Source organism: Blautia caccae (assembly GCF_040095955.1).
Taxonomy (GTDB): Bacteria; Bacillota; Clostridia; order Lachnospirales; family Lachnospiraceae; genus Blautia; species Blautia celeris.
The window spans coordinates 47,223-67,817 of record NZ_JBBMFP010000010.1 but is presented as its reverse complement, the minus strand read 5'-3'; the positions used below and the strand labels follow the sequence as shown (position 1 = coordinate 67,817).

The window sequence follows — 20,595 nt, the reverse complement described above, 5'->3', positions numbered from 1 at the left end:
TGATGTGATAACGCGATGGAGCAAAGGGGCAGACGGTCGGTAGTCTGTCCCTTTCTGCGTTGTCGCATGTGAGGGAGGTAACGTATGGATTTTGCAGTAATACTGAAAGCAGTGAATGATTTTGTATGGGGCCCTTTTATGCTGGTACTGCTGGTGGGCACAGGAGTTTTTCTTACCATTCGGCTGAATTTCCTGCCATGGCGCAATCTGGGATTTGCGCTGAAGTCTATTTTTAAAGATCCCGATAAGGAAGGCATGGGCAGCAGGGAAGGTGATATCACACCGTTCCAGTCTCTGATGACCGCTCTTGCGGCAACCATAGGTACCGGCAATATTGTGGGTGTTGCCACTGCCATGGTCATGGGCGGTCCCGGCGCGATCGTCTGGATGTGGATATCTGCTCTCTTCGGGCTTTCCACCAAATACGCGGAGAGCGTTCTCGCTGTAAAATACAGGGAAATGAACGCAGACGGCGAGATGGTTGGCGGCCCTATGTATGCCATGAAAAACGGTTTTAAATACAAAAAACTGGGTGCAGTGATGGCAACGCTTTTTGCTGTCTTCGCGGTCCTGGCATCTTTCGGAATCGGCAACATGACACAGGCCAATTCTATTGCGGACGCTTTGAACAGCACCTTCAAGATTCCGAACATTGTGACAGGCGTAGTGATCACAACACTGGCACTGGTGGTCTTGGTAGGTGGAATTAAAAGCATCGGTAAGGTCTGTGAGAAGGTGGTTCCTTTTATGGCAGTTCTGTATTTTGCATGCGGAATAGGTGTTATTATTATAAATGCAAAGCATATCCCCGATGGGCTTGCCCAGATATTCGGCATGGCATTTTCCGTAAAGGCGGTAGCCGGCGGTGTGGGCGGCAATATTATTGCCACAATGTTATCGGCTATGCGCTGGGGTGTTGCCAGAGGCGTCTTCTCCAATGAGGCAGGTCTCGGCTCCGCTCCCATTGCAGCGGCTGCAGCCAAGACGGATTATCCGTCCAGACAGGGATATATCAATATGACAGGAACCTTTTTTGACACACTGGTAGTCTGTTCCGTCACAGGTCTTGTCATTGCGTCCTCCGGTGTCCTCGGTATGAAGGATGCCTCCGGTGAACTGATCACGGGTGTGAACCTGACCATAAAAGCTTTTGAGAGTGCACTGGGTCCTATGGGAAGCTATCTGGTATCCATTGGCATCATGCTTTTTGCCTTTTCCACGATCCTGGGATGGGAATACTACGGGGAGAAATCCCTGGAATTCTTAGTCCGCTCTACAAAGATGAATAGGATATACAGGGTGCTGTTTTCCTTTATCACATTTGTGGGCGCTACAAGAACGCTGCAGATCGTATGGGATTTTTCAGATACAATGAACGGTCTTATGGCGATACCAAACCTGATCTGTCTTCTGATGCTCAGTAATGTGGTGGCGGAAGAATGTTTTGATTTCCAGAAAGAAGTAAAGAAAAAATAAACCTGCTGTAAGAGGTATAGAGAGAACCTGCGCTGACTGCCGCAGGTTCTTTTGCGTCTGCCTGATGTGAAATAGAGGAAATAAAGTGATTACCCATTGTCTATAATTCGACAATATATTATAATAATCTACATATTCTGTATATCTGCAGTTTGCAGAGGATTTTTAGCTGCGGCATATGGGGGACAGATACAGAAAAGGAACTGTGTTAAAAAGAGCTGTCAACAGAAAATTGATCAGAATTGCGGGTGGAAAACTATGCTGAAGATTGTATTGATTGATGATGAACAAGTAGTGCTGCAGGGGATGAGCCACTTGCTGGCGGAGGAGTTTCCGGATCACGAGATAACGGGAAGCTTTACAGATCCGGAGCCTGCCATCCGTTTTATTGAGGAAAATCCGGGTCAGGTGGACGTGGTGGTGACAGATATTAAAATGCCCCACATATCAGGGGTCACTCTGATAGAGAAGATCCGGGACATACGTCCTGAGATCGTCATGATTGCCATGAGTGCCTATACGGACTATGAATATATCCGTCAGGCCATGAAAAACGGAGCGGTAGATTATCTTCTGAAACCCTGCAGACGCAAGGAAATCCTGGGAATATTCGAGAAAGTGGAGAGGCAGAAAAAAGAGCGGGCTCAGGAGACGGAGGAAAAACAGAGGGAGCGTCGTTTTTTTAAACTGCTGAAAGGGAATGAAGACTGGCAGGATAAGGATTTCTGTATATTTCCGGAGGGGAAAGCGTGTGTGTGCACTATGTGGTCAGACAGGGACAGAGGCCGTGAGGAGTGGGAGGCAGTTATGTACCGGTCAAGGGAAGAGCTGAGAAAGAGAAACGCTGTAGGGACCGTGGAAGAACACAGACTGTGGATCGTAACGCCTATATCAGGAACGGAAGGGGAAGGCTTTCCGGAAATCTGTGTGAATGACGGGGATCTTGTTGTTCATCTGAAGAAAAATTTTAAGTGGGGACAGCGGGAACTGCAGGAGACGGTACATACACTTTTGGAGCGGGAATTTTATATGGATTTTAACGGCAGGCTGTACGCCTGGGATGAGGAAATATGGCAGAAGAAAACCAGTCAGGCAGAGGAAATCAAAATGGAGGAGTTTCTTCCGTTTTCAAAAATTGAGATGATCCTCATGCGGGGCAGAGAAGATCAGCTCCAGCTGACACTGCGCGAAGGCAGACGGCGGCTGATTGGCAGAACAGATGGTTTTGAACCGGTGCAGTTAAAAAAGGGTATGATACATTTCTGTTACTTGCTGGAGGAGCGGATAAAGACTGAGGAGGCAGGTAAAATTCCGGAGAGTCTTTCTGAACAGGAGAAGATTCTTTCAGACCTGAGAAACAGCCGAACTTTAATGCAGGCATGGGCCAATCTGGAAGCATATCTGCAGCAGATCCTCAGCTTTTTTCAGGAAAAGGCCAAGGTGCCCTCTTATATCCGGCTGGCATCTGCATATATAGAAGCGAATTATATGCAGGAGTTGTCTCTGCAGAAGGTTGCGGAGTATGTTTCACTGAATCCCTGGTATTTCAGCTCTCAATTTAAAAAATATATGGGAATTTCCATGGGGGAATATCTGAACCAGATTAGGATAAAGGCAGCGGTCAGCCTGATGGAGGAGAGAGATTTAAAGATAGGAGAGATAGCGGAACTGGTGGGATTTAAAGATTCCGCCTATTTCGGAAGTGTGTTCAAGAAGTTTAAGAAAATGTCTCCCAAAGAGTATCGAATGAAAATAATGAATAAATAAACATGATGTATGAGAGGCAGGAATCGTCAAAATACTGATGATTCCTGTTTTTTTCTGTGAAATATAAAATATATTTACAAGAAATCTAATGAAATCAACAGTTTTTTTTACAGAAAAAGATATACTTGAAACCATCAAAACAAGAAACAAAGGAGGAAAAAAGATGCGTAGAAAAGGGAAACAAATTTTAGCGGCTGCCACAGCAGCAGCCCTGTTGTTATCCGGCTGCGGAGGCGGTGCAGGTGAATCCAAAGAGGGAACATCAGAACAGACTGCAGCGTCGGGGGATAAGATGACAGATGTGGGAACACCCAGAAAGGATACACTGATCGTAGACATGCTGAGCGGTACACAGACAGACCCGGATAACTTCAACCCCTATATGACAGGCTGTGTGGCCATGGACTGCGGCCTTCACCAGCTCCTGTATCCGTGCCTGTGGGAGGCTGACACCATGAATGGAGAACAGACCTGTGACCTGGCAGCGGATTTTCCGGAAGCCATGGATGACACCAACACAAAATACCGGTTCCACCTGCGGGAGGGCATCACCTGGTCGGACGGCGTGGAGTTCACTGCAGAGGATGTGGAGTTTACATCCGATATACTCAGCAGCACAGAGGAATTCAGTTGGGGAAGCTGGTACAAGTCCTTTGTAAAAAGCATGAAGGCTGTGGACAAATACACAGTGGAGATGGAGCTTGTGGAGCCAAATGTGAAGCCCCAGCAGAAACTTGGCGTTATTGTGTTTGGCAACAACTTTAAAGTGCTTCCGAAACACATCTGGGAAAAAGAGGACCCGGCCACTTTTAAATACACAGACCCTCTGTCCCTCGGGCCGTATACTTTGTCAAAACGTGATGCTCAGGGAAACTGGTTCCTGTATGAAAAGAGAGAGGACTGGGATAAATCAGACGTAGGCGTCATTGACGGCGAGCCGAAACCACAGTATGTACTGTTCAAATATTTCGGGAGTGAAGAGAAACGTGTCATGGCAGCCGTGAACAATGAGATTGACATTCTGCAGGATATTTCCCCGGAGAGCTGGGATATCCTGAAAGAGAAAAATCCCAATGCAAAATGCTGGACCGAGGAATTTCCGTATGCAATCCCGGATGACCCCTGCGAGCGCGGTATTTCTTTCAACTGCTCCAACGAATATTACAGCAACAGGGATGTGCGCTGGGCGCTGACACTGAGTATGGATATCAAGCAGGTGAGCATGGCGACCTTCGGCGGAAAACTGAAATTTTCCCCTCTGGCTGTGCCGCCCACAACAGCACTCACAGATGTATATCAGAAACCAATGGCGGAATGGCTGAAAACGTATGCCTTTGAGGACGGATACAAACCCTTCAATGAGAACACAGCAAAAGAGATGGTAGAACTTCTTAAGACGGAAGGCGTGGAAAATCTTCCGACCACAGATGAGGAGATCACGGATATCTTCGGTATCGGCTGGTGGAAATATGATACAGACAAGGCAGCAGAACTGCTCCAGAAAAACGGCTTTACACAAAAAGACGGTCAGTGGATGACACCGGAGGGAGAACCCTGGGAGATCATTATTCTGGCACCGGCGGATTTTGAGATCGAATCCATGCGGCTTGCATTTGCCGTTGCGGATGCCTGGAGTAAATTCGGAGTGAAGGCTGAGGTAAAACAGCAGGATTCCTCCACATTCTGGACATCCTATGCCACAGGAAATTACGATACAGGCGCATACTGGCCGTTCTGCGGACTGATTCCCGACCTGACAGAAAATATCCAGACCTGGCACGAAAAATATATTCTTCCCAACGGGGAAAACGCAGCAGGCAACAAAGAGCGTTACGCCAACGAAGAGCTGAGCGCTGCCATTGATAAACTGCAGACACTGGAGCCGGATGACCCGGAGGTAAACAAAACGGTGGAAGAGATGCTGAAGATCTTTGTGGACGAAATGCCTGCGATCCCCATGTTCGGAACAGCAAAATTTGTTCCCGTTGTGGAGACATACTGGACCGGTTTCCAGGATTCAGAGAATCCCTTTGAGGGACCCTGGTGGTGGTGGTCACAATTCAGATTCTATACTACGAAAATCGAAGCTGCAAAATAATTTGTCACAACACCAATCATAAGGAGGCAACGAATGAAATTTGGTAAATTTCTTCTCTCCAGGATCGCGACATTTCTACTCGTGATTTTTATTGGTGTGACAACCGTCTTCTTTGTTCCGAGGCTCATGCCGAATGACCCGGTGGAAGCAATGATTGGACAGATGACGTCCAATGCCGGTTCCATGAGCCCGGAGGCAGTCGAGCAGATGAGGGAATCCATGAATTCCCTCTTCGGCCTGGACGGTTCTGTCATGCACCAATATCTGGATTTTTTTAAACGTGTGGTTATTTCTCATGACTTTGGCCCGTCCCTGTCCGCATATCCCACACCGGTTATGCAGATGATCGCCAGGGCGCTGCCGTGGACACTGGGGCTGATGCTGACCACCACGGTCCTGTCCTGGCTGATCGGAAACCTGATCGGACTTCTGGCAGGTTTCCGTAAGGATAAGCCCCTGTCAAAGTTTTTGGAAGGGATCGCGATCCTCATGTATCCTATTCCATATTACATTTTCGCACTGCTGCTGATCATGTTCTTCTGTTATCTGCTTCCCGTATTTCCGCTGTCCTTTGTTGTGCAGGGGGAAGGATTTAACTGGGTACATATCAAAAGTATACTTTGGAACTGCTTTCTGCCGGCACTGTCTCTGATACTGGTAGGTTTCGGATGGTGGGTCATCAGCATGAAGACCATGGTAAGCAATGCCAATGAAGAGGAATATGTTAAATTTGCAAGACTGAAAGGTCTGCACGAGGGACGTATCATGAGGCGTTATGTGATGCCGAATGTCATGCTGCCCCAGGTCACCAATCTGGCGCTGCAGATTGGCGGTATCTTCAACGGCGCGCTTGTGACAGAGATCTTGTTTGGATTTCCGGGGCTGGGCAGTTTGATCTATCAGGGAATCCTGCAGAGTGACTACAATCTGATCATGGGTACGATCACCATTTCAGTCATCAGTGTTGCCCTGACAACCTTTGTCATAGACCTGCTGTATCCATTCCTGGACCCGCGAATCCGCTATAGTTAGGGGGAGAGAAAATGGCAGGAAAAAAGAACAAAACAAATAAATACTGGAATTTCCGGCTGAAGATGGGAGCAGTGCTGCTCTGTGTCTTCCTCGTCATCGGATTTATCATGCCGGTTTTCTGTAAAGTCAGTCCTGTGGAGTGGCAGTCTTATTCCAGAAATATGGATCCCACAGCAGAGCACTGGCTGGGAACCACAGGCCTTGGCCAGGATGTCTTCTGGCTGCTGGCCTATTCTGTCAGAAACTCATTTCTGGTAGGCATCGGTGTTGCATTCTTTGCTACGGCTATCGGTGTTTTCATGGGATTGCTGGCAGGTTTCAAGGGCGGATGGGCAGACCGCATCATTACCCTTCTGACAGATTCCTTTATTGTGATCCCATCGCTTCCCATACTGATCCTCATATCCAGTATGATGAAGGGGACCGCGCCGCTTTTTTACGTGGCAGTGGTCCTGGTGATCTTCAACTGGCCCTGGCCGGCCAGACAGGTGCGTTCCATGGCGCTGACTCTGAAGGAACGTGATTTTATCAACACGGCCCTGTTTTCCGGGGAGAGCACCGGAAAGATTATATTAAAAGAGATTTTTCCGTTTGTCATGAACTGGTCTCTGGCAAACTTTATCAATACAATCCTGGTGGCCATCGCTGCGGAATCCAGTCTTGCCGTAATCGGAATGTCCAGCAATACCACGGCCACACTGGGGACCATGATCTACTGGGCCAATGAACATCAGGCCATGCTGGCAGGCCGCTGGGTATGGATCGGAGCGCCGGTGGTATCCACGGCACTTATCTTCATCGGTCTGTTCCTCACCATGACAGGAGCACAGCAGATGTGGGCGAAAAGGAGGGGGACCAATGCTTAAAATGGAACAGGTGAGTGCCCGCTATGAGACAGTCAGCGGATACGTGAATTCTGTGGATAATGTAAGTTTTGAGGTTCGGAAAAATGAGATCATGGGTATTGCAGGGGAGTCAGGCTGCGGCAAATCCACACTTCTGAAAACCATGTATGACCTGGTGGGTTTTCCGCTGGAGATCTGCGGGGGAAAGGTATCTCTGGTCACAGAATCCTCAAAAGAAAAGAGAGTGCTGACAACAGGAGAGATCAGAGATGAGTGGTGGAAGGAAATCTCCTATGTGCCGCAGGGGGCCATGCACGTTATGAACCCGGTAAAAAGGGTCAGGGAGCAGTTCTTTGATGTGATTCCGAAAGAGAAGAGACAGAAAAAAGCAGAACAGGAAAAGAGCATCACAGCGTATCTGAAAGAACTGGAGCTGCCGCCCCAAGTCCTGGATGCCTATCCCCATCAGCTGAGCGGCGGCATGCGGCAGAGGGTCATCATTGCCCTTGCCACCTTTCTGGGGCCGGATCTGGTGCTTGCAGATGAACCCACTACTGCTCTGGATGTGGTGGTACAGCGGGGAATTCTGACCATGTTGTCAAGGGTTCAGAAGAAACTGCAGAATTCCATGGTCATAGTGTCTCACGACATGGGCGTCCATTATCAGATCACGGACAGACTGGGAATCATGTATGCAGGGCAGATGATCGAGGACGGACCCACAGAGGAAATATTCGGAAATCCAAAGCATCCCTATACACAGATGCTGATCAAAGCCCTGCCAAGGCTGGGGGATGACACACAGAAGGAAGGGATACCGGGTCTGCCTCCGAGTCTCAGAAATCCGCCAAAGGGATGCAGGTTCGCCGCCCGCTGTCCATATGCGGCGGACAGGTGCCGCAGAGAACAGCCTGCATCCGTATCGGTAGGGGAACGGCATCAGGCAAGCTGTCATCTGCTGGCAGACAAAAGGAGGTAGCCATGGAAAACTATAATTTATCCATTCAGGATCTGACGAAATCTTTTAAAATAGGCGGAATGATTTTCGGCACCAACATTGTTGCTGTGGACCATGTGAACCTGGATATCCATTCAGACAAACCCTGGATCATGGCTATTGTGGGGGAATCGGGAAGCGGGAAAAGTACCCTGGCAAAAATGGTTTTAAAGCTTTTGGAGGCAGGGAGCGGGAATATTTCCCTGGGAGGTGAAAATCTTTCTGTATACGACAAGAGAAAAAAGGAATTCAGAAGGATGGTGCAGCCTATTTTCCAGAATCCGTTTACCGCTTTCAGCGCCAGGAGAACCGTGGACAGCTATTTGTACGAGACAGCCTGTAATCTGGGAGGAATCAGGTCAAAAGAAGAGGCTGCCAAAAAAATCCGGGAAACCCTTGCAGAGGTGGGGCTTAATATGGAACATGTCCAGGGGAAATTCCCAAATCAGTTTTCAGGGGGAGAGCTGCAGCGTATTTCCATTGCCAGGGCATTGATCACGAGGCCGAAGCTGATCGTGGCGGATGAGCCGGTGGCTATGATCGATGCCTCCCTGAGAATGAACATTGTAAACCTTTTTAAGAAGCTGAAAAATGACTACCATGTAAATTTTATTTACATTACACACGACCTTTCCACAGCTTACTATGTGAGTGACTATATAGCCACCATGTACAGGGGGAATCTTATTGAATTCGGAAAAGCAAAATCTATTTTAGAGAATCCGGGCCATCCCTACACAGAGCTTCTGCAGGAGTCTATTCCTGTTGTGGGAAGAAAGTGGGATCAGGATATGGTGCTGCCTGACCTGGAAACGAAGGAGTTTGCTGCCACTGCCTGTAAATTTGCTTCCCGGTGCAGATATGCCACAGAGAAATGCAGGCAGAAAAGTCCGTCTATGTATCCCATGGAAGACGGGCATACGGTTTTATGTTACCGCTATGAAAAATAAGAAAGGAAGTAACGATTCAGCAGGTCTGCACATTTACTGCGATGACCGTAAGAAAACGTTCCGCAGTCAGGCAAAAATCCCATCGCCACAGGCGATTCTGCATGGATTTTTGCTCGTGATTGTGAGGGCACTGAACAGTTACGAAAGAAGAGAAAAACATGATTGGAGATATGAGCAGTTTAAGTAAAATGCAGAATATCAGGACACGTTCTGTCAGTCCTGAAAACTTTACGGGAGAGAAAGGGGCCGGAGGGCAGGCAGTAGAAGGGACCGGCGCTTCCTGCGCAAGGGATTTGGGCAGGGGGTGGAAAGTTTCGCCGTCTGTTCAGATTGAGCCGGGAAAGACATTTACCCTGTCAGATATCAGCGGGCAGGGGATGGTAAAGCACATCTGGGTGACCACCAGCAGTATGCAGAACAGGACTCTGGTTCTGAGAATCTACTGGGATAAGCAGGAGTTCCCGTCTGTGGAGGCTCCGCTTGGGGATTTTTTTGCAAGCGCGGATGAACAGCAGTATGAGCAGCTCACCTCCCTTGCGGTTTGTGTAAATCCGCGCAGAGGCCTGAACTGTTATTGGGACATGCCGTTTTACGAAGGCTGCCGCATGACATTGGAAAATCTGGCAGAGGAACCTGTGATCGTGTATTACCAGATCGATTACCAGCTTCGGGAACTGGAAGAAGGATACGGCTATTTTCATGCACAGTACCGCCGTACCAATCCTCTTCCGTATAAAGAAGACTACACCATCCTGGATGGAGTGAAGGGAAAAGGACAATATGTGGGAACATATATGTTCTGGGGTGTCAATAACAACGGATGGTGGGGAGAGGGCGAGATCAAGTTCTTCATGGACGGCGACCGGGAATATCCGACCATCTGCGGAACAGGGACAGAAGATTATTTCTGCGGAGCTTATGACTTTGAGGTGGACGGGGTTTACCGGCCGTACTGTACCCCGTATGCAGGGCTGTCCAAAATAACCAATACGGACGGTGCTTACAAAACACAGCAGAGGTTCAGTATGTACCGCTGGCATATTACAGATCCGGTATATTTTGATACGGATCTGAAGGTTACAATTCAGGCACTGGGCTGGCGTTCGGGCGGCAGGTATCTGCCGCTGCAGGATGATATCTCATCTGTGGCCTACTGGTATCAGGACAAACCGGTGTCCAGCGGTTCCGTGCTTGGGAACAGGGACGATCTGGAGATCATTTAAGACAGGAGGAACCGGTATTGAAGAGAAAAATGGTTTTTGGAGCTGTACTTTTGCTGCTGCTTGCAGGAGGGGCATGTGCTGTGAGGAAAATAAGCAGGATACCGGTTCCTGTATCGTGCTACATATATGACCAGTGCGGGGGATGTTCTGTGACGGACCATCCCTGCAATGCGTGTACCGGTGAACGGCAGTACAGGATCAAGATGGAATCCGTGCTGGAGGAAGGTGGAGTGAGAGATCAGGTTGAGCTGAAGATTTATAATGTTCTCTATTCGTTTTACAGGAGTAACCTTACAAAAGCCATGCAGACTGCCAGTGAACCCTCTGAGATGACCTACCCCGTGGTTTTTGTGGGCAGCACCATGCTGCTGGGGGAAGATGAGGTGGAGGCTAAGCTGTTATCCGCCATTGCGGAGGAAGGGGCCTGGCAGAAGAAACTGGGATACCTGCTGGGAATCCACAGGGAAACGCATATGGGAAGCCGTGAGATCCCCCGGATCGTATTCTTTACCATGGACGGATGCCCGGACTGCCGGGAGGCAAAAGAATGGCTGGACGGCAGAAATGAGGAGCTGGACAAAAAGCTGTATGAAAAATTCGACTTTTACCCTGTGGGCAGTGGGGAAACGGGAAGCTGGGAGATGCTGAAAAAGTTCTATATTCTCTACGGCAGGGAACAGGAATCTCTGTGGGTGCCCACCATTGTGGTAAATGGTGAATGTCTCATCGGCATGGAAGAGATCAGGAATTATTTTGAGCATTATGACACAGACGGGGAGATCAGGACAGAGGTGCCGAAAGACTATGAGTAAATTAAAGCTGAACAGACCCAGAACCTTGTGGATCAAGACAATTTTGATCTTCCTGACAGGCGGTATCTTTATCTGCATTCTTTTCAGCATCCTGTATTACCGGACAGTGAAGATCATGACAGAGAAGACAAACCTGCTCTTTGAAAATACCGTGTACCAGGTCTCTGAGAGATGCAGCCAGGAGGCCGGGCAGATGGAGGATCTGATACTGGGAATCTCAGAGAACCAGTGGGTGAAAAATTATCTGTCCGGGCTTATGTCCGGCAGAGATAATTTTTCCATGACAGAGGTGCGTATTGTGCGGGAGGCTCTGCGGGAGAGAAATCTCAATATGGCGGAAAATGTCTATGTCTATACAGAGGATTATGAGCCGATCAACTGTTTTTACAGAAACGCGGTATTTGAGACAGAAGAGCCATACAGGACATATCTGGAAAAATACCAGGAGTTTCCCCACGGAAATATCCTGTGGCGGTATCCCCAGGGGGAGCCGCGTATGATGGAGGCCGTAAGCTATATTCATGACGGGGATGTGGTTTACGGGCTTTTGGTCGTCCAGTTTACACAGGAGAGTTTCGAGACACTATTTACAGCTAAGAATAAAAGCCGCCAGGAGAAAATGCTGCTGACAGATGCTGACGGACGCATTCTGTTTACAGAGGACAAAAGCCTGATCGGAAAATATGTGAAGGCACCAGCGCAGGAGGCAGAGGAACATCATGTAGCCTACCCTCTGGGAAGCTTTGGATGGAACCTGTGCGGGATTCTGGAAAGTACAGCCGTCACACAGGAACTGAATAAGATCATCCCGATACTGATCATTGTCTTTGTGTGCATAGCTCTTCTGGTTGGAATCATAGCTCTCACCATTTTCAAGTCTTTTCTAAGGCCGGTAAAACAGCTCCTGTACGGCATGGAGCGGATACAGAACGGAGAGCTGGATTTTACTATGGAGCGCAAGAAGCAGGATGAATTCGGCATGATCATCGACAGTTTCAATTATATGCTTGTGCGCATCAAGGAACTGCTCCATACGGTGCAGAGACAGCGCAACAACTACTATAAGCTGGAAATGCTGGCACTCAAATCAAAACTGAATCCTCATTTTCTCTATAACGCCTTTGATATGATCTACTGGAAGATGGTTCTGAAAAATGAGTATGAGATTGCCGATGTGGTGGCAACCCTTGCGGACATTCTGCGGTATTGTGTTAACCACAAAAAGGAATTTGTTACAGTGCAGGAGGATATGAGATACCTGTCTTCCTATTTGTCATTCCAGAGGCTGCTTCTTAACGAAAAGCTGCAGTATGAGATCGACATTCCCAAGGAGCTTTCAGAATGTGAGATGCCCAAACTGCTGATTCAGCCGCTGGTGGAAAATGCTATTAAGTACGGTATGGATGAACAGGAAGGGCAGCTTCGTGTGAGCCTCAGACAGGAGGGGGATTACCTGGTTTTTGAAGTCTGGGACAATGGAAAAGGGATGCCGCAGGAGACCACCCGCCGCCTGCTTCAGGACGATACAGGAGATAACGGCGGATTTGGGGTACGTCTTGTGAAGGCTATGGTAAAGAGCACCTACGGGGAGGACTGCGGTGTCTCCATCTACAGCAGAGAAGGGTGGGGAACAAAAGTCACTGTCAGAATACTCAAGGATGTGCCGGTGCCGGAATATATCAGATAGCAGCAGGTTATTTTTATTGGAGGAAAGGTTTGTCATTCCACGAAAGAGGTGATAAGATAAGAAAGAAAATAAATTACCGGTAGGAGAACATCATGAGAAAACTGCTGATTTATATGAAAGACTATAAAAAAGAGTCTGTCCTGGCACCCCTGTTCAAACTTCTGGAAGCATCCTTTGAACTGCTGGTGCCTCTTGTTATGGCCAGGATCATTGACCGGGGCATCGGAAACGGAGACAAGCATTATGTGACCATCATGTGCCTGCTCATGGTAAGCCTGGGCATTATCGGACTTGTGTGCTCCGCCACGGCACAGTATTTTGCCGCAAAGGCGGCAGTGGGATTTTCCACAAAGCTGCGGCACGCGTTATTTTCCCATATCCAGGGGCTTTCTTTTACAGAAATGGATACCATGGGTACCTCCACTCTGATCACCAGGATGACAAGTGATATCAACCAGGTGCAGAATGGAGTCAATATGGTTTTGCGTCTGTTCCTCCGCTCGCCGTGCATTGTGTTCGGCGCTATGATCATGGCGTTTACCATTGACGTAAAGGCGGCGCTTATCTTTGTGGTGACGATTCCCCTGCTCTCTGTGGTAGTATTTGGTATCATGCTGATCACCATTCCTCTGTATAAGAAGACACAGGCCGCCCTGGACCGGGTACTGGGAATTACCAGGGAGAATCTGACCGGCGTAAGGGTTATCCGTGCATTTAATAAGGAAGAGGAAGAGAAGGAACGCTTTGAAGCCAGCAATGATACACTCACTGCAATGCAGAAGCACGTGGGGAAAATATCAGGTCTGATGAATCCCATGACATACGTGATCATCAACGGTGCCCTGGTGGTTCTGCTGTGGACAGGCGCCATCCGTGTGGATACAGGGTATATCACCCAGGGCCAGCTTATTGCTCTGGTAAATTATATGTCCCAGATCCTGGTGGAGCTGATCAAGCTGGCAAACCTGATCATTACCATCACCAAAGCACTTGCCTGTGCAAACCGCGTGGAGAGTGTCCTGGAAATACAGTCAAGTATGCAGGACGCAGACAGAAAATCCCCGGAAAGGGCAGAGACGGGCAGCCCATCTGTAGAATTTCGCCATGTGGGACTTACGTATAAGAATGCCGGGGAGGAATCCCTGACAGACATTGATTTTAAGGCAGAAAAGGGGCAGACTATCGGTATCATTGGCGGTACCGGTTCCGGAAAATCATCTCTCGTACACCTGATCCCCAGGTTCTATGACGTCACGGCAGGTGAAGTACGGGTAAACGGCGTGGATGTGAGGAACTATCCCATCCATGAGCTCAGACAGAAGGTGGGGATGGTCCTGCAGAAGGCAACCCTTTTTAAAGGGACTATTCGGGAAAACCTCCTCTGGGGAAACCGGGGGGTATCCGACGAAGAGCTGTGGCGCGCGCTGGAAATCTCCCAGGCAAAGGAATTTGTGGATAAGAAGGAGGACGGCCTGGACACAGAGGTGGTGCAGGGTGGTAAGAACCTCTCCGGCGGACAGAAACAGCGCCTCACTATTGCCAGAGCCCTGGTCAAAAATCCGGAGATTCTGATTCTGGATGACAGTGCCTCAGCCCTTGACTTTGCCACAGACGCCAGGCTGCGTCAGGCCATAGGAAATCTGAAGGACAGGATGACAGTTTTCATTGTATCCCAGAGGGCTTCCTCTGTTATGTATGCGGATTTGATCCTTGTTATGGAGGACGGCCGTCTGGCAGGGGCCGGCAGTCACGGAGAACTTCTGGAGACCTGCAGCGTGTACAGGGAAATCTATGAATCACAGTTTGAGAGCAGACAGGAGGAGGCATAATATGGACAAGAAAAAATCAGCGCAGAAGGAAACACTTCTGAAGGTATTAAAATATGTCCGCCATTACTGGCCGTTTCTGATTCTGTCCATCGCGGCAGCAGCGGTGACTGTGGTTCTGACTCTGTATGTGCCTATTCTCACAGGAGAGGCCATTGACTACATTATCGACAAGGGAAAAGTTGACTTTGTCCATGTGTTCGGCACTCTGCAGAAAATCGGGATCGTCATTCTGCTCACAGCCCTGGCGCAGTGGATCATGAATGTGAGCAACAATAAAATCGCCTACCACACAGTACAGGATGTGAGGAACCGGGCATTTCAGAAAATACAGATCCTGCCGCTTAAATACATGGATGACCACTCCTACGGTGAGGTGGTAAGCCGTGTCATAGCGGATGTGGACCAGTTCTCAGACGGACTTTTAATGGGATTTACCCAGTTATTTACCGGTGTGATCACGATTCTGGGTACCCTGCTTTTTATGCTCACCAGAGATGTGGGCATTACATTGGTGGTGGTTCTGATCACGCCGCTGTCCCTTTTTGTGGCAAATTTCATTGCAAAGAGGACTTTCGTGATGTTCAAGCAGCAGTCGGAGGCCCGCGGAGAGCAGACTGCGCTTGTGGAGGAAATGATAGGCGGACAGAAGGTGGTGCAGGCATTCAATTATGAGGAGGAAGCTCTGGAACATTTTGATGAGATCAATGAAAAGCTGGCAGACTGTTCCTTGAAAGCTATTTTCTTTTCGTCTTTGACAAATCCCTGTACACGGTTTGTCAACAGTCTTGTTTATGCCGGAGTCGGGCTGGTAGGGGCACTGTCGGTTATAAACGGCGGGATAACTGTGGGGCAGCTTTCCTGTTTTTTAAGCTATGCCAACCAGTATACAAAACCTTTCAACGAGATTTCAGGCGTGGTGACAGAGCTTCAGAATGCGCTGGCATGCGCTTCCCGCATATTTGCGCTCATAGAGGAGGAGCCTCAGACACCGGAACCGGATCATGCTGAGAATCTGGAACATACAGATGGGAAGGTGGATCTGGAGCATGTATATTTTTCCTATTCACCGGAGATAAAGCTGGTGCAGGATTTTAATCTCCATGTGCAGCCGGGGCAGAGAGTGGCAATTGTGGGACCCACCGGCTGCGGAAAGACTACTATCATCAATCTGCTGATGCGTTTTTATGATGTGGACAGCGGCAGTATCCGTGTCAGCAGCCGGGATATCCGCAGTATTACCAGAAAAAGCCTGCGGGGGTCCTATGGAATGGTGCTTCAGGATACCTGGCTCAGAACAGGCACCATCCGGGATAATATCACAATGGGCAAACCGGACGCCACGGAGGAAGAGATCAAAGCCGCAGCCAAAGCCTCCCATGCGCACAGTTTTATCAAACGTCTTCCCAAGGGCTATGACACAGAGATCACAGAGGACGGCGGCGGGTTGTCCCAGGGGCAGAAGCAGCTTCTGTGTATTACCAGGGTTATGCTCTGCCTGCCGCCCATGCTGATTCTGGATGAGGCTACATCCTCCATTGATACCAGAACAGAGATGCACATTCAGGAGGCATTTGCAAAGATGATGCAGGGCAGGACCAGCTTTATTGTGGCACACCGCCTGTCCACCATCCGGGAGGCGGATGTGATCCTGGTAATGAATAACGGAAATATTGTGGAGCAGGGAGATCACAGATCACTGCTTGAGAAGAACGGATTCTATGCCAGACTGTATAACAGCCAGTTTCTGTCCGGACAGGACATGGCGGATAACGGTTCAGGCAGGTCTGCACATTCACAGCGCTGAACCGGTGCCGGCAGCCCTCCGGCCCAGTGCGAAGCGGTTTTTAATGGGCATGCACGCAGCCGTTCGTCTTCCGGGAACTGTTACAGCGGCTGCAGGCATAGAATACAAAGGCGGGCCGGGAGAATTGCCATATTCTCCCGGCCCGTTTTTACATTTTTATGTATTTTTGATATTAGCTCAGTTCTCGGACGGTTCGTTGAATACAATGGTGTATTCCTTTTCACTGTCCTTTGTTACAGGTGCGAGCAATTCCTGGATCAGACGCTGGGCCTGTTCATTTGCCGTTGTCAGCAGTTCGCTGTCAGCGGCATTTTTTTCTGCGTCCTCCTTGGCTGCCTGCAGTGCGGTTACGGTGTCTTCCTTGTTCTGAGGATTGAACAGCGCTATTTTCTCATCGTAGAACTCCAGGCTGTCAGGGTCAATGGTGATATCCTGAATCTCTGCCTTTGGAAGTGTCACAGTGATGGTTTCGCCGGATACGTCCACCTTTGCTTTGGAGAGGTCAATGCCTGCCTTGATATGGGCATTGTAGATCATGGTGAAGCCTTTCTGGGTGATAAAACGGATTTCTCCGGCTTCATAGCGGATAAGTCCCCTGTATTCCAGGCGCGCTGTGGCTAAGTCGCTGGCCTGGGTCAAACGGGCAGTGATAGCGGAAACAGAGATATCTGCCTTTTGATATTTGCGCCCCTCCCAGTATCGTCCCAGGAAAATACCGAAGATTACCAGTATCAGGACACAGATTACGCCGATTACCCTTGCTATTTTATTTTTCATTCTTACCTCCGTATTTTTTGATATTCAGTATTGCTGTTGAGCAGCTTGTATACAGTGCTGTTTTCTACATTATACGTCTTTTTCCGACGTTTGAAAAGGAAAAGTAACAGGTTCGGGTAAATGATGTTCTGGGAAAGTCGCTGCTCACGCTCACTGATTGACGAGCTGTTTTCAGGCCGAAGGCATGAAAATCCCGGGACAGCCAGTATGGTATGGAGCAGAATGTTCCATACCTTTGCATTGCGAAGTATGTTGCTGGGTGCGGAGTGAAATGTAACCTGAGAAATGATTGCCGGTTGGAAAACGTGAGTATGAAAAAAGCAATGGTGAAATCAGGAGATGTTTGAATTAGGACATTAGGAGTATATATAAGAGTGATTATTTTATGAGAATATTTCCTGAACAGGAGAGGAGCCAGGAGAATTTGCAGGAATGCAGATTGCATGTGACATGATGTAGGGATTTATAGGTAAAAAGGAAGAAAAGTGTGCTTGGGCCTTTAGGAATACAGATAGAGTGTAACATGGTGTGGGGATTTATAGGTAAAAAAGGAAGAAAAGTGTGCTTGGACCTTTAGGAATACAGATAGGATGTAATGCAGTGTGGGGATTTATAGGTAAAAAAGGAAGAAAAGTGTGCTTGGTCCTTTAGGAATACAGATAGAGTGTAACATGGTGTGGGGATTTATAGGTAAAAAAGGAAGAAAAGTAGGATTGGGACTTTAGGAATACAGATAGAGTGTAACGTAGTGTGGGGATTTATAGGTAAAAAAGGAAGAAAATTAGGATTGGGCCTTAGGAATACAGATAGAGTGTAACATGGTGTGGGGATTTATAGGTAAAAAAGGAAGAAAAGTGTGCTTGGGCCCTTAGGAATACAGATAGAGTGTAACGAAGTGTGGGGATTTATAGGTAAAAAAGGAAGAAAAGCGGACTTATGCCTTTAGGATTACAGATAGAATAGAACGTAGTGAGAGAAATTAGTGGTAAATTGAGAAAAAAACCAATTTTCATATGTCCATAATACATATAAGGCCGAAATATTGAATGAGAATTACAGGTAAAATCATTGCTGCGATACAATCTTCCATATCCCAACAGCTGGAATAAATATTTTTCATATAATACTATTGACAAAACTATATTATATAGCGTATAGTATTAAATATAAAATAGTATTGTAAAAAATATAATATTATACAAATCCTAAATATCCCGAAGCATTACAGTATCATATCGGGAGTCGGCCGTTGGCAGTGCAGACGGCTTATATATAGAAAAGGAAGTGAGCATATGGTTTTTAATACAGGCGCCGCGCTGCTGGATGCAATTGTACTGGCGGTTGTCTCCAAGGAGGCGGACGGCACATACGGGTATAAGATCACCCAGGATGTACGGCAGGTTTTGGAGGTATCCGAATCCACACTGTATCCGGTACTCAGAAGGCTTCAGAAGGATGAATGCCTGGAGACTTACGATCAGGAGTACGGGGGCAGGAACCGAAGATACTATAAGCTGACAGAGAGAGGTATGGCACAGCTGAATCTTTATAAGACAGAGTGGAAAAACTATTCCACAAAAATTTCCAGATTGTTCGAGGGAGGGATACCAAAATGAGTCGAAGGGAATTTTTAGCGCAGCTGGAACGGCTGCTTTGGGATATTCCGGTGCAGGAGAGAGAGGAAGCACTGGAATTCTACAATAATTATTTTGATGATGCAGGGGCTGAAAACGAATCCTCTGTCATTCAGGAATTGGGAAGTCCCGGCAAGGTGGCTGCCATTATCAAGGCCGACCTGGGAGGGAGCCGCAAGGAGTACGGAGAATACACGGAGACCGGATACAGCGACGGGATATTTGATGACAGGGATATGCCGGAACGCGCAGGTGCAGATACGAAAAAGGAAAACACAGACAAAGAGGAACAGAGACAGCAGGAGGGGAACGGATATAACGGCCCCTACAGCAGACACGGCTACGGTTCGGCAAAGCACCAGAGAAACAGAAGCGGGCTTATGTGGGGCATCATTATCATATGTGTCATCATTGCTGTCCCGGTGGTGGGAGGAATCGGTATTGGAATTCTCGGCGTACCTTTCGGACTGCTGCTTGGTTTGCTCGGAATCTTTGCAGGAATCCTGGGATGCGGCGTAGGGCTGCTGGGCGGCGGTATTGCCATGGTGGTTTATGCACTGATTCATATGTTGGGGAATCCTGCGGCGGCATTGGCTTTTTCCGGTGCGGGAATTATGTTGTCAGCCATTGGGATTCTGCTGATATTGGTATTTGTCCTGGTTGTGGTTAAGGTGGTACCGGCTGTGTTCCGCTGGGTCATAGATTTGATCCAGAGGATTGTGCACAGAGGAATAAGGGGAGGTGACCATTCATGAAAAAGTTTACGAAATTCTGTCTGATCACAGCATTAGTGCTGGCGGTTGTGGGAGGTGCCCTGTTTTTATCGGGCCTCGTTATGGGGGCTACCTGGGAAGGGGTGGCAACGGCTGCAGAGAATGGAATTAACTGGATTCCTTTTAAAAGCTGGATGCGTTATGACAATGATTATGAATTTACAGAATCTCTCGACAATATTAAAGATACGCTGAAAGGAGAAGCGGATAAGGAGTTTGAATTTGACGCAGACCAGGTAAGGGAACTGGATGTGGATACAAAATATGCTTATGTTTCCGTGATCCGTTCTTCAGACAAGAATAAGATACGCGTCAGAGTCTATTCCAATAAGGATAAGGTGAATTTTGACGAAGATGACGGCCGGCTCTCCGTAGAAAGATCCTACCGCAGACGTTCTATAGAAAAATATCCGATTCAGATTGAGATTCCGAAAGACAAAAAGTTTGAGGAAGCAGAACTCCATATCGGGGCAGGAGCGTTGGAGGTTCAGGATTTAGAGGCAGAAAAGCTTACTATGTATGTAGGGGCAGGCAGTGCGGAGACTACCGGAATCATCAGGGCCGATGAAGCAGAACTGGGAGCAGGTATGGGAACAATGGATATTGCCTTTATAGAATTCAATACAGGTTCCCTGGACTGCGGAATGGGCACGGTAAACGCCAGATTAGCGGGAAAACGCCAGGATTACAGCACAGATATAGACTGTGGCTTAGGGTCCGTCAATGTGGGCAGCGAATCTCACAGCGGCGTCAGTTCCCTGAGGACTGGTGACAGCAATGCTCCGAAATATTTGGAGATAGAGTGCGGAATGGGCAGTGTGGATATACTATTTGAAAACGGGGACTGATTTGCGGGAACCGGCGACAGGAATAGATAAATAGAAAATGTTT

Annotated in this window: 16 protein-coding genes; 15 read left to right on the top strand and 1 reads right to left on the bottom strand. The window is 48.2% G+C overall.

Annotated features, from left to right (window positions below):
- Window positions 1-84: 84 nt before the first annotated feature.
- The 12 genes from WMO65_RS12665 (at window position 85) to WMO65_RS12610 (ending at window position 16,520) form a co-directional block, all read left to right on the top strand.
- On the top strand, window positions 85-1,476 hold the full coding sequence (locus WMO65_RS12665) for an alanine/glycine:cation symporter family protein (protein WP_187370612.1): 1,392 nt from the start codon (window positions 85-87) through the stop codon (window positions 1,474-1,476).
- 258 nt (window positions 1,477-1,734) lie between these two features.
- Window positions 1,735-3,243 (top strand): response regulator, encoded by a 1,509-nt coding sequence (locus tag WMO65_RS12660; RefSeq protein ID WP_148392852.1) that lies wholly within the window; start codon window positions 1,735-1,737, stop codon window positions 3,241-3,243.
- 163 nt (window positions 3,244-3,406) lie between these two features.
- Window positions 3,407-5,341, top strand: a complete 1,935-nt coding sequence (locus tag WMO65_RS12655) for an ABC transporter substrate-binding protein (protein WP_225305189.1) — start codon at window positions 3,407-3,409, stop codon at window positions 5,339-5,341.
- 33 nt (window positions 5,342-5,374) lie between these two features.
- Window positions 5,375-6,373 carry an ABC transporter permease gene (locus WMO65_RS12650; RefSeq protein WP_103733112.1) on the top strand — a complete coding sequence of 333 codons (999 nt, stop codon included), beginning with the start codon at window positions 5,375-5,377 and terminating at the stop codon, window positions 6,371-6,373.
- An 11-nt stretch (window positions 6,374-6,384) separates the two neighbouring features.
- Window positions 6,385-7,239: an ABC transporter permease gene (locus WMO65_RS12645; RefSeq protein WP_118593788.1), complete on the top strand. Its 855-nt coding sequence runs from the start codon at window positions 6,385-6,387 to the stop codon at window positions 7,237-7,239.
- Window positions 7,232-8,197 carry an ABC transporter ATP-binding protein gene (locus tag WMO65_RS12640; protein WP_148392853.1) on the top strand — a complete coding sequence of 322 codons (966 nt, stop codon included), beginning with the start codon at window positions 7,232-7,234 and terminating at the stop codon, window positions 8,195-8,197. The genes WMO65_RS12645 and WMO65_RS12640 overlap by 8 nt, the downstream gene beginning before the upstream one ends.
- A gap of 2 nt (window positions 8,198-8,199) precedes the next feature.
- Window positions 8,200-9,165, top strand: coding sequence for an ABC transporter ATP-binding protein (locus WMO65_RS12635; protein WP_103732321.1), 966 nt, complete (start codon window positions 8,200-8,202; stop codon window positions 9,163-9,165).
- Window positions 9,166-9,323: 158 nt separating this feature from the next.
- Window positions 9,324-10,388, top strand: a complete 1,065-nt coding sequence (locus WMO65_RS12630) for a glycoside hydrolase family 172 protein (RefSeq protein WP_148392854.1) — start codon at window positions 9,324-9,326, stop codon at window positions 10,386-10,388.
- A 17-nt stretch (window positions 10,389-10,405) separates the two neighbouring features.
- The gene (locus tag WMO65_RS12625) at window positions 10,406-11,200 is read left to right on the top strand and encodes a glutaredoxin family protein (protein WP_148392855.1); all 795 of its coding nucleotides are present in this window, start codon (window positions 10,406-10,408) and stop codon (window positions 11,198-11,200) included.
- Complete coding sequence (locus tag WMO65_RS12620; RefSeq protein ID WP_187370613.1) at window positions 11,193-12,887, top strand: sensor histidine kinase; 1,695 nt, start codon at window positions 11,193-11,195, stop codon at window positions 12,885-12,887. The genes WMO65_RS12625 and WMO65_RS12620 overlap by 8 nt, the downstream gene beginning before the upstream one ends.
- A 92-nt stretch (window positions 12,888-12,979) precedes the next feature.
- Entirely contained in the window at window positions 12,980-14,716 is a 1,737-nt protein-coding gene (locus WMO65_RS12615) for an ABC transporter ATP-binding protein (protein WP_148392857.1), read from the top strand.
- Window position 14,717: 1 nt separating this feature from the next.
- Window positions 14,718-16,520, top strand: coding sequence for an ABC transporter ATP-binding protein (locus WMO65_RS12610; protein WP_148392858.1), 1,803 nt, complete (start codon window positions 14,718-14,720; stop codon window positions 16,518-16,520).
- Window positions 16,521-16,697: 177 nt separating this feature from the next.
- Here the strand turns inward: WMO65_RS12610 and WMO65_RS12605 are convergent, their stop codons facing one another.
- On the bottom strand, window positions 16,698-17,297 hold the full coding sequence (locus WMO65_RS12605; RefSeq protein ID WP_103732717.1) for a DUF4230 domain-containing protein: 600 nt from the start codon (window positions 17,295-17,297) through the stop codon (window positions 16,698-16,700).
- Between the two features lie 1,292 nt (window positions 17,298-18,589).
- Between WMO65_RS12605 and WMO65_RS12600 the strand changes: the two genes are divergently transcribed.
- Genes WMO65_RS12600 through WMO65_RS12590 form a run of 3 tightly spaced genes read left to right on the top strand, consistent with a single transcriptional unit; the run spans window position 18,590 to window position 20,552 of the window.
- Window positions 18,590-18,913: a PadR family transcriptional regulator gene (locus WMO65_RS12600; RefSeq protein ID WP_033139211.1), complete on the top strand. Its 324-nt coding sequence runs from the start codon at window positions 18,590-18,592 to the stop codon at window positions 18,911-18,913.
- Window positions 18,910-19,686 (top strand): DUF1700 domain-containing protein, encoded by a 777-nt coding sequence (locus WMO65_RS12595; protein ID WP_033139212.1) that lies wholly within the window; start codon window positions 18,910-18,912, stop codon window positions 19,684-19,686. Before WMO65_RS12600 ends, WMO65_RS12595 begins: the two co-directional genes overlap by 4 nt.
- On the top strand, window positions 19,683-20,552 hold the full coding sequence (locus tag WMO65_RS12590) for a DUF4097 family beta strand repeat-containing protein (protein ID WP_148392859.1): 870 nt from the start codon (window positions 19,683-19,685) through the stop codon (window positions 20,550-20,552). Before WMO65_RS12595 ends, WMO65_RS12590 begins: the two co-directional genes overlap by 4 nt.
- Window positions 20,553-20,595 lie beyond the last annotated feature (43 nt).